This window comes from Streptomyces sp. NPDC004721, assembly GCF_053601495.1.
On record NZ_JBSGBZ010000105.1, the window covers coordinates 1 to 14,769 of the forward strand.

Consider the following 14,769-nt stretch of genomic DNA (forward strand, 5'->3'; position numbering starts at 1 on the left):
ACCAACGTCAGGTGGACTGGCAGTTCACCACCCACGATGCGCGTATCAAACTGCGCCACCTCTACCCCAAACATTAGCCGCGACAGTCTACTAGTCCCTGCCGGGATCTAGAGCAGGCCCTGGCCGGCCTTGGACATGCGCTCGCGCTGCCTCGCCCAGAACCACTTCTGGGCGAGCAGGGTGAGCGTGCCGGCCAGGACGATGCCGAGCATGTTCAGCAGGAGCTGGATCGTCGAGCCCACGGTCTGGGCGGTGTCGCCGTAGGCGAGCGCGACGGCCGCGTTGGCGGCGGCCGGGACGGTGGTCACGGAGATGGCCACGCCGATCAGGGCGCCGGACTTGGCGGAGGTCAGCGAGAGCGTGCCGGCGGCTCCGGCGAGGACGGCCACGACGAAGGAGAACGCGTCGGGGGCGTACACGAAGGCGGTGTTGGGCCGGGCGCCCTCCAGTTTCGCCTTGCTGAACAGCCCGACGGCGTCCATGAACAGAGTGAAGCCCGCCGTGACCGCCATCGCCAGCGCGAACCCGGCCAGCAGGGCGATCAGCGAGCGCAGTGCCAGCCGCGGGGCCCGCTGGACCAGGGCCGTGCCGATGCCCGCCAGCGGTCCGAACTCCGGTCCCACGGCCATCGCGCCGACGATCAGGACGGCGTTGTCGAGCACCACGCCACAGGCGGCGATCATGGTGGCCAGCGTGATGAACGCGAGGTACGTGACCGACAGCGTCGACTCCTCGTGCGTGGCCTCCGTCAGCTCCTGCCACAGCACCGCGTCCGCGCCCTCGCCCGGTGCCGCCTTCTCGGCCCGCTCGGCCTGGGCGGAGAGCGTCAGGTCGGGGCTCTCGACGGAGACGGAGCCGCTCCGTTCGATCCCCAACTTCCGTAGCCCGTCGAGAAGTTCGTCGCCGGCTTCGCGTGCGACGTCGCACAGGACCACGTCACCGGCCGGGCTGCGGGCGGCGGAGGGCAGCACGACGAGGTGCGCGGTACCGACCGTCGTCTCGATCAGACGCACCACGTCGTCGGTCTGTTCGGGCGGTGTGATCAGGCGCAGATGCAGCATGGCGGCAGCGTAGACGTCACAGTTTGCGCAGGCTCAGCCGCTGCACCTTGTGGTCGGGTCCCTTGCGCAGCACGAGCGTGGCACGGCCCCGGGTGGGGGCGATGTTCTCCACCAGGTTCGGCTTGTTGATCGTCCGCCACATCGTGCGGGCGTAGTCGAGGGCCTCCGCCTCGGACACCTGGGTGTACTTGCGGAAGTACGAGGACGGGTCCTGGAAGGCCGTCGTGCGCAGCTTGCCGAACCGGTTCAGATACCACCGCTCGATGTCCTCGGCGCGCGCGTCGACGTACACGCTGAAGTCGAAGTAGTCGGCGAGACCGACCCTGGTGCGGCCGTCCGTGCCGGGCAGGGCGGGCTGGAGGACGTTCAGGCCCTCGACGATCAGGATGTCGGGACGTCGTACGGTGAGCTTCTCGCCGGGGACGATGTCGTAGATGAGGTGGGAGTAGACGGGCGCGGTCACCTCGTCCTTGCCCGCCTTGATGTCGGCGACGAACCGGGTCAGGGCCCGCCGGTCGTACGACTCCGGGAAACCTTTGCGTGACATCAGCCCCCGCGCCTCCAACTCCCGTGTCGGCAGCAGGAACCCGTCGGTGGTGACCAGCTCGACCCGCGGATGCTCGGGCCAGCGGGACAGCAGCGCCTGGAGCAGCCGGGCGACGGTCGACTTGCCCACGGCGACCGAGCCGGCCACCCCGATCACGAAGGGCGTGCCCGACTGGGACCCCTGCTCGCCGAGGAACGTGTTCAGCGCGCCGCGCAGCCCGTCCGTGGCGCCGACGTAGAGATTGAGCAGCCGGGACAGCGGCAGGTAGATGTCGCGCACCTCGTCGAGGTCGATCACGTCGCCGAGACCGCGCAGTTGTTCGACCTCCGCGGCGGAGAGCGGCAACGGCGTCTTGTCACGCAGCGCGCTCCACTCGGCGCGGGTGAGGTCGACGTAGGGAGTCGCCTCCGGTCGGGACCGGTGGGCGCTCCGGGGCATCGAAGAGACCGGAGAGATCACATTCCATTGTTAACGGAGTTCGAACAGCGCGCAGGGTGGGGTGTGTCACGTAGGCGGGTGCGGGAGATCACGCCGGCGTCACGGTCGGGTCCCGGGCGGTCAATTCTTGATCATCTTCAGGTCCCGGTGCGTAGGGTGCCCGTTGACTCGCCGCGGAGACCGTCCGCCGGTCCGAAGAGAAGGAGTGCCGTTCCGTGAGTTCCCCCGTGGTCCGTCGTACCGCGCTCGCCGCGTCCACCGCCGCTCTGGTCCTGCTCGCCACCGCCTGCGGCGGCTCTTCCGGCGGCGGAGACGAGAAGGCCGGTGACGGCAAGACCGCGCAGGCCGACAAGACCGCCTCCGCCGCACCGGCCAAGGCGCTGGGCGCCGCCGAGTTGGAGAAGGCCGCGCTCACCCAGGCGGACGTCAAGAGCGGCAAGGTCACCACCAAGCCGCCGGCGACGGACGACGTCGCGCAGGACAAGGTGAAGACCGGCGACACCGCCTGCACGCCGCTCGCCCTCCTCCAGGCCGGCAGCTACGTGGGCACGCCCGCGGCCACCGTGAAGCGGTCGTGGCTGGGCGACGCGAAGAAGCGCCCGGCGGGCGCCGACCCCCAGGTCGCCCTGCTGGCCGGACTCGACCGGTCGAAGGTCGTCGTGACCCTCGCCTCCTACGACGACGGCGGCGCCGAGCAGGCGATGAAGGACTTTCAGGCGGCCGCCGGGAAGTGCGCCGGCGGGTACTCCTACACCGCGGCCGGCACCAGGACCGGGATCGACACGGTGGCCGTGACCCAGGCGCCCGCGGGCGCCGACGAGGCGTTCGCCGTGACGCAGACCGTGAACGCCGAGGGCGTCAAGGCACCGGTGAAGGGCGTCGTCGTCCGCAAGGGCGCGACCCTGGCCTACTTCCCCGTCGTCAACCTCGCCTCGGCCGCCTCGGGCAAGGACTTCGACTTCCCCGCGGAGCTCGTCGACGCGCAGCTCGCCAAGCTGAAGTGATCCAGAGACCCACCGGGGCCCTTCCTGCCCCGGTGGGAATTTCCGATTTCGGGCACGAAGGAGCCACTTTCGGTGGGTGCGTGCCCGTAGGCTGCCGCCCATGTGCGGAATCGTGGGATACGTGGGGTCGCAGTCGGCACTCGAAGTCGTGATGGCCGGTCTGAAGCGGCTGGAGTACCGGGGTTACGACTCGGCCGGTGTCGCCGTGCTCGCGGACGGCGGGCTGGCGGCGGCGAAGCGGGCCGGGAAGCTGGTCAACCTGGAGAAGGAACTCGCGGACCGGCCGCTGCCGACCGGTGCCACGGGCATCGGGCACACCCGGTGGGCCACCCACGGCGGGCCCACCGACGGCAACGCCCACCCGCACCTCGACAACTCGGGGCGGGTCGCCGTCGTCCACAACGGCATCATCGAGAACTTCGCCGCGCTGCGGGCCGAGTTGACCGAGCGCGGGCACGAACTGTACTCCGAGACCGACACCGAGGTCGTGGCGCACCTGCTCGCCGAGGAGTTCTCGGCGAGCGCCGATCTCGCGGAGGCCATGCGGCTGGTGTGCCGACGTCTGGAGGGCGCGTTCACGCTGGTCGCCGTGCACGCCGACGAGCCGGACGTGGTCGTGGGCGCCCGCCGCAACTCCCCGCTGGTCGTGGGTGTCGGCGAGGGCGAGGCCTTCCTCGCCTCCGACGTCGCCGCGTTCATCGCCCACACCCGCTCCGCGATCGAGCTGGGCCAGGACCAGGTCGTGGAGCTGCGCCGGGACGGGGTGACGGTCACCGGGTTCGACGGTCGGCCCGCCGACGTCCGCTCCTACGACGTCGACTGGGACGCGGCGGCCGCGGAGAAGGGCGGTTACGACTACTTCATGCTCAAGGAGATCGCCGAGCAGCCCAAGGCGGTCGCCGACACGTTGCTGGGCCGTATCGACGCGGGCGGCTCCCTGACGCTGGACGAGGTCCGCATCTCCGCCTTTGAGCTGCGCGAGATGGACAAGGTCGTCATCGTCGCCTGCGGTACGGCCTTCCACGCGGGCCTGATCGCGAAGTACGCGATCGAGCACTGGACGCGGATCCCCTGCGAGGTGGAACTCGCCAGCGAGTTCCGCTACCGGGACCCGATCCTGGACGCGCAGACCCTCGTCATCGCCATCTCCCAGTCCGGCGAGACCATGGACACGCTGATGGCGCTGCGGCACGCCCGCGAGCAGGGCTCCAAGGTGCTGGCCATCTGCAACACCAACGGCTCCACCATCCCGCGCGAGTCGGACGCGGTCCTCTACACCCACGCGGGTCCGGAGGTCGCGGTCGCCTCGACGAAGGCGTTCCTGACCCAGCTGGTGGCCTGCTATCTGGTGGCGCTGTACCTGGGCCAGGTCCGGGGCGCCAAGTGGGGCGACGAGATCCAGGTGGTGATCCGCGACCTGTCGCAGATCAGCGGCGCGGTCGAACGGGTCCTGGAGACGATGGAGCCCGTACGGGCGCTGGCGCGCTCGCTCGCGGACAAGAACACGGTGCTGTTCCTCGGCAGGCACGTGGGCTATCCGGTCGCCCTCGAAGGTGCCCTGAAGCTCAAGGAGTTGGCGTACATGCACGCCGAGGGCTTCGCGGCGGGCGAGCTGAAGCACGGGCCGATCGCGCTGATCGACGAGGACCTGCCGGTGGTCGTGGTGGTGCCGTCCCCGCGGGGCCGGTCCCTCCTCCACGACAAGATCGTCTCCAACATCCAGGAGATCCGTGCGAGGGGTGCCCGCACGATCGTGATCGCGGAGGAGGGCGACGAGGCGGTCGCCCCGTACGCCGACCACCTGATCCGCATCCCGGCCACCCCGACGCTCCTCCAGCCGCTGGTCGCCACGGTTCCGTTGCAGGTCTTCGCCTGCGAGCTCGCCACGGCGCGGGGCAACGAGGTGGATCAGCCGCGGAACCTGGCGAAGTCCGTCACGGTGGAGTGACCCTTCAGCGCTTCAAGAAAGCTGGTGAAGGCCTCGGCCAGGAACGTGACGGTGCCACCGGCCGGGGCCTTGGAGTCTCGGATGGCTGTGCGGGTGGGGGAGTTGGCGACCTCGACGCAGTTGTTGCCCTCGCCGCCGCCGGAGTAGGACGACTTCCGTCAGTTGACTGGTCGCGATGAGCCTCACCATTCCTTGGCGGAGCCGTCAGTTCCGCTGCCGGGCCCACCTGCGGACGCGGCTCGTCAGCCGGATGGGCAGGAATTCCGACAGCCACATGCCCCGGATGAAGCCGGCGCTGGTGTCCGGGGCCTGGAGCTCCTGGACCGTCGCGGTCAGGGCGATCAGGCCCCACACGACCGCCAGCCAGACCGCCACCTGGCGGCCCTGGACGCGGGGGCGCTTCACGGTGGTGGCCTCGCGCTCCCAGGGCTGCGGGATCTGGTCTGGGTCGCGGGGCGGCATGGGAACGTGCGCTGCGGCCGGCACCGCCGCGTCGATCGCCGCTATCCGCTCCGGGGTGACGCCCTGGTAGAGGGTCGGTTCCACGGTGATCGAGAAGCTGTCGTGACCCGTCAGGGCACGGGCCCCGTCGGGGCGCACGGTCATCGCCGCGCAGGCGTCGTACCGGACGGTGACCGGGCCGCGCGGGGTCCGCAGCGCGCTGACGGTCGGTGAAGTGATCAAGTCGCCGCAGGCCAGTGCTGCGACCGGAAAGGTTCACCGGCAAACCTTTCCGGTCACCGCACCAGCAGCCCCCTGTGACGGACGGACAGGTGATTTCGCGGGGCCGTAGGGTGCTCCGCATGAGCATCATCGGGGTCGGTATCGACGTGGCCGAGATCGACCGGTTCGCGGCGTCGCTGGAGCGGACGCCCGGACTGGCGACGCGGCTGTTCGTGGAGAGCGAGTTGCTGCTGCCCGGCGGGGCACGCCGGGGCATGGCCTCGCTGGCCGCCCGCTTCGCCGCCAAGGAGGCGCTCGCCAAGGCGCTCGGCGCGCCCGCCGGACTGCTGTGGACCGACGCGGAGGTGTACGTCGAGGATTCGGGCCGGCCGCGGCTGCGGGTGACCGGCACGGTCGCCGCCAAGGCCGCGGAACTGGGCGTCCGCTCCTGGCACGTGTCCCTGAGCCACGACGCGGGAGTGGCCTCGGCGGTGGTGATCGCGGAGGGCTGACGCCTCCCGCCACCGCCCCCGTCACCGGTCCGCGTGCGGGACCGGACGCATCCGGGGCAGACTCGACCGCATGCGTACCGCGTACAGCGTTGAGACGGTCAGGACAGCCGAGCGCGCGCTCATGGCGAGGCTCCCCGACGGCGCCCTCATGCAGCGGGCCGCCGCCGGACTCGCCGCCGCGAGCGCGGACTTGCTCGGGCGGGTGTACGGACGCCGGGTGGTGCTGCTGGTCGGCAGCGGCGACAACGGGGGCGACGCGCTGTACGCCGGGGCCCGGCTGGCCCGGCGCGGCGCCGGGGTGACCGCCGTGCTGCTCGCGCCCGACCGCACCCACCCCGGCGGCCTCGCCGCGCTGCGCCGGGCGGGCGGGAGCGTGGCCCGGGCCGACGGCGCCGAGGAGGCGATCGACCGTGCCGACCTCGTCGTCGACGGCATCGTCGGCATCGGCGGCAAGGGCGGCCTGCGCGCCGATGCCGCGCCGCTGGCCGAGCGCGCGGCACGCTCCGGGGCGGCCGTCGTCGCCGTGGACCTGCCGAGCGGGGTGGAGGCGGACTCCGGCCAGGTGCTGGGCCCCGCCGTGCGCGCCGACCTGACCGTCACCTTCGGCACGCACAAGCCGGGGCTGCTCGTCGACCCGGCCCGCGAGCACGCCGGCACGGTCCGCCTCGTCGACATCGGCCTGAGCCCCGAGCTGCCCGCCGAACCCGAACTGGAGGCGCTCCAGCACGCCGACCTGGCCGCGCTGCTGCCGCTGCCCGCCGCCGAGAGCGACAAGTACCGGCGGGGTGTCGTCGGCATCGCCGCGGGCTCGGCCCGCTACCCGGGCGCGGCCGTGCTCGCCGTGTCCGGGGCGCTGCGCGGCGGGGCGGGCGCGGTGCGGTACGTCGGCCCGGCCGGACAGGCCGTCATCGCCCACTTCCCGGAGACGCTCGTGTCCGACCAGGGGCCGCACAAGGCAGGCCGCGTCCAGGCGTGGGTGACGGGACCGGGTGCCGGGGACGACGCGGCCACCGTCGCCGAGGTACTGGAGACCGACGTACCCGTACTGATCGACGCGGACGGGCTGCGCCTCGCCGACCGCGACGCCGTACGCGCCCGTACCGCCCCGACCCTGATGACCCCGCACGCCGGGGAGGCCGCCGCCCTGCTCGGCGTGGCCCGCGAGCAGGTCGAGGGCGCGCGGCTGGCCTCCGTACGCGAACTCGCGGCCCGCTACCGGGCGACGGTTCTCCTCAAGGGCTCCACCACACTCGTCGCCGACCCGGACGGGGGCCCCGTACGGGTCAACCCGACCGGCACGTCCTGGCTCGCCACCGCCGGCAGCGGTGACGTCCTGTCAGGCCTCGCCGGTTCACTGCTGGCCGCCGGTCTCTCCGCCCGCGACGCGGGCAGCGCGGCGGCCTATCTGCACGGACTGGCCGGCCGGCTCGCCGCGCACGGCGCGCCGATCGGCGCCCACGACATCGCGGAGACCATCCCGCGGGCCTGGCGGGACGTGCGGGACTGAGCGGCGGACGGGGCGCGGCGGCGGACCGGAGCGCCGGCCGACGGCACATGCCGCGTCCGTCACCGACCCGCTTCTCGAATGGCCGTCCGGTGCCTCTGAGACACTGGGGGCGCGATGAACGACACAGCACACCCACGGACGGCGCCGCAGCGTGCCCGTGCCGAGATCGATCTGGCCGCCGTACGGGCCAACGTGCGGGCCCTGCGCGGGCGCGTGACCGGCGCCGCCGTCATGGCCGTGGTCAAGTCCGACGCCTACGGCCACGGCGCGGTCCCGTGCGCCCGCGCGGCCGTCGAAGCCGGGGCGACCTGGCTGGGCACCGCCACGCCGGAGGAGGCCTTCGCCCTGCGCGCGGCCGGGCTGTCGCCCGCGCGGACGCGCATCATGTGCTGGCTGTGGACGCCGGGCGGGCCCTGGCGGGAGGCGATCGAGGCCGACCTCGACATGTCCGTGAGCGACCTGTGGGCCTTGGCGGAGGTCCGCGAGGCCGCCCGGCATGCCGGCCGTACCGCGCGCGTGCAGCTGAAGGCCGACACCGGACTCGGCCGCAACGGCTGCCAGCCCGCCGACTGGCCCGAACTCGTCGTCGAGGCCCTGCGCGCCGAGGCCGAGGGGCTGGTCCGCGTCACCGGGCTCTGGTCCCACTTCGCCTGCGCCGACGAGCCGGGCCACCCCTCCATCGCCGCGCAGCTCGGCCTCTTCCGCGAGATGACCGCCCACGCCGAACAGCGCGGTCTGCGCCCGGAGGTGCGGCACATCGCCAACTCGCCCGCCGCGCTCACCCTCCCCGAGACCCACTTCGACCTCGTCCGCACCGGGATCGCCGTCTACGGCGTCTCGCCCAGCGCCGAGCTCGGCACCCCCGCCGACTTCGGGCTGCGCCCCGCCATGACCCTGTCCGCCTCGCTGGCCCTGGTGAAGCACGTGCCGGGCGGCCACGGCATCAGCTACGGGCACCACTACGTCACCCCCGGCGAGACCACCCTCGGCCTGGTGCCCGTCGGCTACGCGGACGGCATCCCGCGCCACGCGTCCGGCACCGGGCCGGTCCTGGTCGGCGGCAAGTGGCGTACCGTCGCGGGACGGGTCGCCATGGACCAGTTCGTGGTCGACCTGGGCGGGGACGAGCCCGAGATCGGCTCCGAGGCCGTGCTCTTCGGCCCTGGCGACCGCGGCGAGCCCACCGCCGAGGACTGGGCGCAGGCCGCCGGCACCATCGCGTACGAGATCGTCACGCGCATCGGCACGCGCGTCCCCCGCGTCTATGTGAACGAGAAGCCGGACCGAGCAGAGGGCGGGGAGAGGGCAGTACAGGACGGGTGACCCGCGCGGACACCCGGCCGGGGCACGGCACCCCGTGCGGGACGGCGACACCGTCCGCCCACGGGGACCGGTGCCGGCCACCGAGCGAACAGCAGTACGGCAAAAAGAGGAGCGGTACGTGAGCGAGAGCAGTGCGGGGGCCGTCGCGAAGGCCGCCACGGCGGCCGTCGCCTCTGCCGCGGAGGCAGCCGGCGGCTGGCGGCGGGCGACCGGCATCGCCGGCGCCGCGATAGGCGTGGTGGCGGCGGGCGCCGCCGCCGGGGTCGCCATCGAGCGGATGACCGTCGGCCGCGGCATACGCCGCAAGGCCCGGCTCGCCCTGGACTCGGTGGGCCCCTACGGAGCCCTGCGCGGCACCCCGGGCAAGGCCCTCGCCGACGACGGCACCGAGCTCTACTACGAGGTCGACGACATCGACCCCGACGCCACCGCGAACCTCGGCCCGCGCCGTCGGCGGCTCTTCGGCCGCAAGGCCCCCGCCCCCGTCACCGTCGTCTTCAGCCACGGCTACTGCCTCAGCCAGGACTCCTGGCACTTCCAGCGCGCCGCCCTGCGCGGTGTCGTCCGCACCGTGCACTGGGACCAGCGCAGCCACGGCCGGTCGGAGCGGGGCCTGGCCCAGACCCGCGACGACGTGGAACTGACCATCGACCAGCTCGGCCGCGATCTGAAGGCCGTCATCGACGCCGCCGCGCCCGAGGGACCCATTGTGCTGGTCGGGCACTCCATGGGCGGCATGACGATGATGGCGCTGGCCGACCAGTACCCCGAGCTGATCCGCGAGCGGGTCGTCGCCACCGCCTTCGTCGGCACCTCCTCCGGGCGGCTCGGCGAGGTCAACTTCGGACTGCCGGTGGCCGGCGTCAACGCGGTGCGCCGGGTACTCCCCGGCGTGCTCAAGGCGCTCGGGCAGCGCGCCGAGCTGGTGGAGAAGGGGCGGCGGGCCACCGCGGACCTGTTCGCCGGCATCATCAAGCGGTACTCGTTCGCCGGCCGCGACATCGACCCGGCGGTCGCCCGGTTCGCCGAGCGGATGATCGAGAGCACGCCGATCGACGTGGTCGCCGAGTTCTACCCGGCCTTCAGCGACCACGACAAGACCGAGGCGCTCGCCCTCTTCGCGGACATGCCGGTGCTGGTCCTCGCCGGAGTGCAGGACCTCGTCACGCCCAGCGAGCACAGCGAGGCCATCGCCGACCTGCTTCCCGAGGCGGAGCTGGTGCTGGTCCCGGACGCCGGGCACCTGGTGATCCTGGAGCATCCGGAGGTCGTCACGGACCGCCTCGCCGACCTGCTCGCCCGCGCGGGCGCGGTCCCGGCAGGCACTACCGTTGACGGTTATGGAAGCACCAGCAGCACGGCACACCCCTGACCCCGGGTCCGTCGAGATCACCGTCAACGCCCCCGAGCAGATGCGCGAGCTGGGCCGCCGTCTGGCCAAGCTGCTGCGCGCGGGCGACCTCGTGATGCTCAGCGGGGAACTCGGCGCGGGCAAGACCACGCTGACCCGCGGTCTCGGCGAGGGGCTCGACGTACGCGGCGCCGTCACCTCCCCGACCTTCGTGATCGCCCGGGGGCACCCGTCCCTGGGCGACGGCCCGCCGCTCGTCCACGTCGACGCCTACCGCCTGTCCGGCGGGCTCGACGAGATGGAGGACCTCGACCTCGACGTGTCGCTGCCGGACTCCGTGGTCGTCGTGGAGTGGGGCGAGGGCAAGGTCGAGGAGCTGACCGACGAGCGGCTCCAGGTCGTGATCCACCGGGCCGTCGGAGACACCACGGACGAGGTGCGGCACGTGACGGTGTCCGGGATCGGGGACCGTTGGGCCACCGTCGACCTGGGCGTTCTGACCGCCTGAGGGCCGCCCGGACTTTCCGACAGGACGTCGGGAAGTCCTTGCGCCGGGTGCTCCGGGCATGGTCACATGGTGTTCAGCCCGTGGTTAGGCGTGCCTAACCACGTCCGCCCCCGGCCCCCAGGAGGCGTCCATGTCGGCCATGGAGAGCAACGAGCAGCAGCAGCGGCGGCACCAGTCGAAACCGAAGCCGCGGCCGTACGCGGTGGGCGGTGTGTCCATGCGCGATCTGCTGGCCTCCTGCGCCGCCGCCGACGCGGTCTCCCGGCCGCCGCGCGCCCCGGAGCCGGCGGCCCCCCGCGCGGTGGAGGAAAGCCGTGAAGCGGCGTAGCCCTGTCGGATGACTTTCGGCCGACGCGCCCCGGTGAAGGGCATGACCTCGCGAGGGAACGCTCCGGTGGGTCGCAGCACTAGCGGATGACGACGACCTTCTGGCCGATCGTCGCGAACATCCACATCGCCTGGCCGTCCGCCCGGGACGCACGGATGCCGCCGGTCCTGATCGCCGGGTCGGGCGTCGGCCAGGAGCCGTCCAACGCCGCGCTGAAACCGATGACCACCCCGTCCGTGCTGGTGAACCGCACGACGTGCTCGACGGGGACACCGTCGGTCCCGGTGATCGCCTTCGAACGGGACACGACGGCGTAGGTCCCCGGCGCCGGGTCGACGTTGCCGGGGCCGACCCGGAAGGTGTTCTGGACCGACCCGCCCGGGCCGACCAGCCACACCCGGTCGTCGTCCAGCGAGTACACGACCCGCTCGCCGGTCCCGGAGCCGCCGGGCAGGGCGGTCGGGCGCCGTTTGTCCCGGGGCGACTTGGAGACGCTCGCCGCGGGCGTCGCCGTCGGGCCGGGCCGGCCGCTCAGGCTCCGCGGAACGGTCGCCTGCGCCTGGTGGGCGAGGAAGCCGACCGCGAGGACGGCCGCGGCGGTGAGCCCGGCCACGAACCCCGAACTGCTCCGTGCCACGGTCGTCCACCTCCGCCTCGGTCGTCACGCGCTGCCTCGCGGCGACCGTAGCAGCCGGAATCCGCCCGACCTGGGCGGCCGTGCCGGAGGCGCGGGAGCCGTAGGCTGTTTGCGTGCTCTTGCTCGCTCTGGATACCGCCACCCCCGCCGTCACCGTCGCCCTGCACGACGGAACGGCCGTCATCGCCTCCTCCAGCCAGGTGGACGCGCGCCGGCACGGGGAGCTCCTGCTGCCGGCCGTCGACCGGGTGCTCGCCGAGGCCGGGCTCAAGCTGGACGCCGTCACGGGCGTCGTCGCCGGCGTCGGGCCCGGCCCGTACACCGGCCTGCGCGTCGGCCTGATGACCGCCGACACCCTCGGGCTCGCCCTCGGCGTGCCCGTCTACGGTGTGTGCACGCTCGACGGCCTCGCCTACGCGGCCGACCTCCCCGGCCCCTTCGTCGTGGCGACGGACGCCCGCCGCAAGGAGGTCTACTGGGCCCGGTACGCCGACTCGCGCACCCGGGTCACCGACCCGGCCGTGGGCCGGCCGGCCGATATCGCCGACCAGGTCAGGGGCCTGCCCGCGGTCGGCGCGGGCGCGCTGCTGTACCCCGAGACCTTCCCGCAGGCGCACGAGCCCGAGCACGTGTCGGCCGCCGCCCTCGCCTCGCTGGCCGCCGAGAGGCTGGCCGCCGGTGAGGAGCTGCCCGCGCCCCGGCCGCTGTACCTGCGCCGGCCGGACGCCCAGGTGCCCAAGAACTACAAGGTGGTCACCCCGAAGTGACGGGACAGACGACGACCGGGTCCGCCCGGTGCGTACTGCGCGAGATGCGCTGGTGGGACATCGACCCGGTGCTGGAACTGGAGAAGGACCTGTTCCCGGAGGACGCCTGGTCCCGGGGCATGTTCTGGTCCGAGCTGGCGCACTCCAGGGGCCCGGAGGCGACCCGGCGCTACGTGGTGGCCGAGGACGGCGGCCGGATCGTCGGGTACGCCGGACTGGTCGCCTCCGGCGGGCAGAGCGACGTGCAGACCATCGCCGTCGCCCGCGACCACTGGGGCACCGGGCTCGGCGCCCGGCTGCTGACCGAGCTGCTGCGGGCCGCGAGCGCCTTCGACTGTGCCGAGGTGATGCTCGAGTGCCGCGTGGACAACGTCCGCGCGCAGAAGCTCTACGAACGCTTCGGCTTCGAGCCCATCGGCTTCCGGCGCGGCTACTACCAGCCGGGGAACGTGGACGCCGTGGTGATGCGCCTGTCCGACCCGGCAACCTCCGTCAACGGTGTACAAGGAACCGAGATCCATGACTGACTTGAGGGACGAGCCGCTCGTCCTCGGCATCGAGACCTCCTGCGACGAGACCGGCGTCGGCATCGTCCGCGGCACCACCCTGCTGGCCGACGCGGTCGCCTCCAGCGTCGACGAGCACGCGCGGTTCGGCGGGGTCGTCCCGGAGGTGGCCTCCCGGGCCCACCTGGAGGCGATGGTGCCGACCATCGAGCGCGCGCTCAAGGAGGCGGGCGTCAGCGCCAGGGACCTGGACGGCATCGCGGTCACCGCGGGACCCGGCCTGGCCGGCGCCCTGCTCGTCGGCGTCTCGGCGGCCAAGGCGTACGCCTACGCCCTGGGCAAGCCGCTGTACGGCGTCAACCACCTCGCCTCGCACATCTGCGTGGACCAGCTGGAGCACGGCCCGCTGCCGGAGCCCACGATGGCGCTGCTGGTGTCCGGCGGGCACTCCTCGCTCCTGCTGTCCACGGACATCACCGCGGACGTACGGCCCATGGGCGCGACGATCGACGACGCGGCGGGCGAGGCCTTCGACAAGATCGCGCGCGTACTGGACCTGGGCTTCCCGGGCGGGCCGGTCATCGACCGGTACGCGAAGGAGGGCGACCCGGCGGCGATCGTCTTCCCTCGCGGGCTGACGGGTCCGCGCGACCCCGCCTACGACTTCTCCTTCTCCGGCCTCAAGACGGCCGTGGCCCGCTGGATCGAGGCCAAGCGGGCGGCCGGGGAGGACGTGCCGGTGCGTGACGTGGCCGCGTCCTTCCAGGAGGCGGTGGTGGACGTGCTGACCCGCAAGGCCGTACGGGCCTGCAAGGACGCGGGCGTCGACCACCTGATGATCGGTGGCGGCGTGGCCGCGAACTCGCGGCTGCGGGTCCTGGCGCAGGAGCGGTGCGAGGCGGCCGGGATCCGGCTGCGCGTGCCCCGGCCCAAGCTGTGCACGGACAACGGCGCGATGGTGGCGGCGCTCGGCGCCGAGATGGTCTCGCGCGGTCGCGCGGCCTCCAGTTGGGACCTGTCGGCGGACTCGTCCCTGCCGGTGACGGATCCGCATGTGCCGGGCACCGGGCACACCCACGACCATGTGCACGAGGTGAGCAAGGAGAACCTGTACCCGTGACAGTGGCGTTGATGTGGGAGGCCCGTGCGGTTCCGGGCCGGGGGGAGGAACTGCTCGCCTGGGCGCGGCGGCAGGAGCTCGCCGGGCGGCCCCTGCGCCGGGAGACCTTCCGCGCCCCGCAGGACCGGGTGCTGGTCATCACCTGGTGGGACGCGGAGTTCACCGCCGAGTTGCCGGAACTTCCCGAGCCGGGGGGTGAGTTGGTCACGCGGGCCGTGCATCGGTGGCGGTTCGAGTCGGTCGGCGGGGGCCAGGACGGCTGATTGGCCCGCGGCCCTCCCGGTGGGCTATGATCATGACACGCAAGCGGCCGACGAAGGCCCGCGAGCAGTGCGTTGGTGGTCCAAGGAAAGACGTCCCGCTTCCTGCGGGGAGATGCAGGTGCAAGGCCTGCCCGGCGCTCGACGGAACCCCGTCCCCGGTTCATCCGGGGACGGGGTTCTTTGTTGCCGTTTCGGCCGGCCCCCTGGGGCGGAGCCCCAGGGGGTGCAGGGGGGGGGCAAGCCCCGCCCGCCGGGCGGGCCCAAGCCGCCCACCGGGCGGTGCTGG

The 14,769-nt window shown here is 73.0% G+C and carries 16 protein-coding genes, 1 tRNA gene and 1 pseudogene; 13 read left to right on the top strand and 5 right to left on the bottom strand.

Annotated elements, in window-relative coordinates; genetic code table 11:
- Positions 1–107: 107 nt before the first annotated feature.
- Both ACWEK3_RS40775 and coaA read right to left on the bottom strand, forming a co-directional pair.
- Entirely contained in the window at positions 108–1,061 is a 954-nt protein-coding gene (locus tag ACWEK3_RS40775; RefSeq protein WP_450546748.1) for a DUF389 domain-containing protein, read from the bottom strand.
- Positions 1,062–1,077: 16 nt separating this feature from the next.
- Positions 1,078–2,046: a type I pantothenate kinase gene (gene coaA / locus ACWEK3_RS40780; protein WP_361418588.1), complete on the bottom strand. Its 969-nt coding sequence runs from the start codon at positions 2,044–2,046 to the stop codon at positions 1,078–1,080.
- A 215-nt stretch (positions 2,047–2,261) separates the two neighbouring features.
- Here coaA and ACWEK3_RS40785 point away from each other — a divergent pair, with 215 nt between their 5' ends.
- Positions 2,262–3,050, top strand: a complete 789-nt coding sequence (locus tag ACWEK3_RS40785; protein ID WP_453252103.1) for a hypothetical protein — start codon at positions 2,262–2,264, stop codon at positions 3,048–3,050.
- A gap of 100 nt (positions 3,051–3,150) precedes the next feature.
- Positions 3,151–4,998: a glutamine--fructose-6-phosphate transaminase (isomerizing) gene (gene glmS / locus ACWEK3_RS40790; protein WP_453252104.1), complete on the top strand. Its 1,848-nt coding sequence runs from the start codon at positions 3,151–3,153 to the stop codon at positions 4,996–4,998.
- Here glmS and ACWEK3_RS40795 read toward each other — a convergent pair.
- Both ACWEK3_RS40795 and ACWEK3_RS40800 read right to left on the bottom strand, forming a co-directional pair.
- Positions 4,959–5,156 (bottom strand): annotated as a pseudogene (locus ACWEK3_RS40795) (DUF397 domain-containing protein); the annotation flags it as partial. The gene glmS and the pseudogene ACWEK3_RS40795 sit on opposite strands and share 40 nt — an antisense overlap.
- A 46-nt stretch (positions 5,157–5,202) precedes the next feature.
- Entirely contained in the window at positions 5,203–5,682 is a 480-nt protein-coding gene (locus ACWEK3_RS40800; RefSeq protein WP_453252105.1) for a hypothetical protein, read from the bottom strand.
- 119 nt (positions 5,683–5,801) lie between these two features.
- Here ACWEK3_RS40800 and ACWEK3_RS40805 point away from each other — a divergent pair, with 119 nt between their 5' ends.
- The 6 genes from ACWEK3_RS40805 to ACWEK3_RS40830 all read left to right on the top strand — a co-directional run bounded on the left by ACWEK3_RS40805 (position 5,802) and on the right by ACWEK3_RS40830 (position 11,190).
- Positions 5,802–6,173, top strand: coding sequence for a holo-ACP synthase (locus tag ACWEK3_RS40805; protein WP_361418600.1), 372 nt, complete (start codon positions 5,802–5,804; stop codon positions 6,171–6,173).
- Positions 6,174–6,243: 70 nt separating this feature from the next.
- Positions 6,244–7,680 (top strand): NAD(P)H-hydrate dehydratase, encoded by a 1,437-nt coding sequence (locus ACWEK3_RS40810; RefSeq protein WP_453252106.1) that lies wholly within the window; start codon positions 6,244–6,246, stop codon positions 7,678–7,680.
- Between the two features lie 114 nt (positions 7,681–7,794).
- Positions 7,795–9,003, top strand: a complete 1,209-nt coding sequence (alr, locus tag ACWEK3_RS40815) for an alanine racemase (protein WP_453252107.1) — start codon at positions 7,795–7,797, stop codon at positions 9,001–9,003.
- A gap of 118 nt (positions 9,004–9,121) precedes the next feature.
- Positions 9,122–10,375 carry an alpha/beta fold hydrolase gene (locus ACWEK3_RS40820; protein ID WP_453252108.1) on the top strand — a complete coding sequence of 418 codons (1,254 nt, stop codon included), beginning with the start codon at positions 9,122–9,124 and terminating at the stop codon, positions 10,373–10,375.
- Complete coding sequence (gene tsaE / locus ACWEK3_RS40825; protein ID WP_453252109.1) at positions 10,344–10,862, top strand: tRNA (adenosine(37)-N6)-threonylcarbamoyltransferase complex ATPase subunit type 1 TsaE; 519 nt, start codon at positions 10,344–10,346, stop codon at positions 10,860–10,862. The genes ACWEK3_RS40820 and tsaE overlap by 32 nt, the downstream gene beginning before the upstream one ends.
- 139 nt (positions 10,863–11,001) lie before the next feature.
- On the top strand, positions 11,002–11,190 hold the full coding sequence (locus tag ACWEK3_RS40830) for a hypothetical protein (protein WP_450546758.1): 189 nt from the start codon (positions 11,002–11,004) through the stop codon (positions 11,188–11,190).
- Between the two features lie 79 nt (positions 11,191–11,269).
- Here the strand turns inward: ACWEK3_RS40830 and ACWEK3_RS40835 are convergent, their stop codons facing one another.
- Positions 11,270–11,827, bottom strand: coding sequence for a hypothetical protein (locus tag ACWEK3_RS40835; protein WP_450546755.1), 558 nt, complete (start codon positions 11,825–11,827; stop codon positions 11,270–11,272).
- A 113-nt stretch (positions 11,828–11,940) separates the two neighbouring features.
- On the opposite strand from ACWEK3_RS40835, the gene tsaB reads away from it, so the two are divergent.
- The 5 genes from tsaB to ACWEK3_RS40860 all read left to right on the top strand — a co-directional run bounded on the left by tsaB (position 11,941) and on the right by ACWEK3_RS40860 (position 14,622).
- Positions 11,941–12,594 carry a tRNA (adenosine(37)-N6)-threonylcarbamoyltransferase complex dimerization subunit type 1 TsaB gene (gene tsaB, locus ACWEK3_RS40840; RefSeq protein WP_390727232.1) on the top strand — a complete coding sequence of 218 codons (654 nt, stop codon included), beginning with the start codon at positions 11,941–11,943 and terminating at the stop codon, positions 12,592–12,594.
- Positions 12,591–13,121 carry a ribosomal protein S18-alanine N-acetyltransferase gene (gene rimI, locus ACWEK3_RS40845; protein WP_453252110.1) on the top strand — a complete coding sequence of 177 codons (531 nt, stop codon included), beginning with the start codon at positions 12,591–12,593 and terminating at the stop codon, positions 13,119–13,121. Before tsaB ends, rimI begins: the two co-directional genes overlap by 4 nt.
- Positions 13,114–14,220, top strand: coding sequence for a tRNA (adenosine(37)-N6)-threonylcarbamoyltransferase complex transferase subunit TsaD (gene tsaD, locus ACWEK3_RS40850; protein ID WP_450546756.1), 1,107 nt, complete (start codon positions 13,114–13,116; stop codon positions 14,218–14,220). Before rimI ends, tsaD begins: the two co-directional genes overlap by 8 nt.
- Complete coding sequence (locus ACWEK3_RS40855) at positions 14,217–14,483, top strand: hypothetical protein (RefSeq protein ID WP_450546757.1); 267 nt, start codon at positions 14,217–14,219, stop codon at positions 14,481–14,483. Before tsaD ends, ACWEK3_RS40855 begins: the two co-directional genes overlap by 4 nt.
- Before the next feature lie 69 nt (positions 14,484–14,552).
- Positions 14,553–14,622 (top strand) — tRNA-Arg (locus ACWEK3_RS40860).
- The last annotated feature ends 147 nt before the right edge of the window (positions 14,623–14,769 follow it).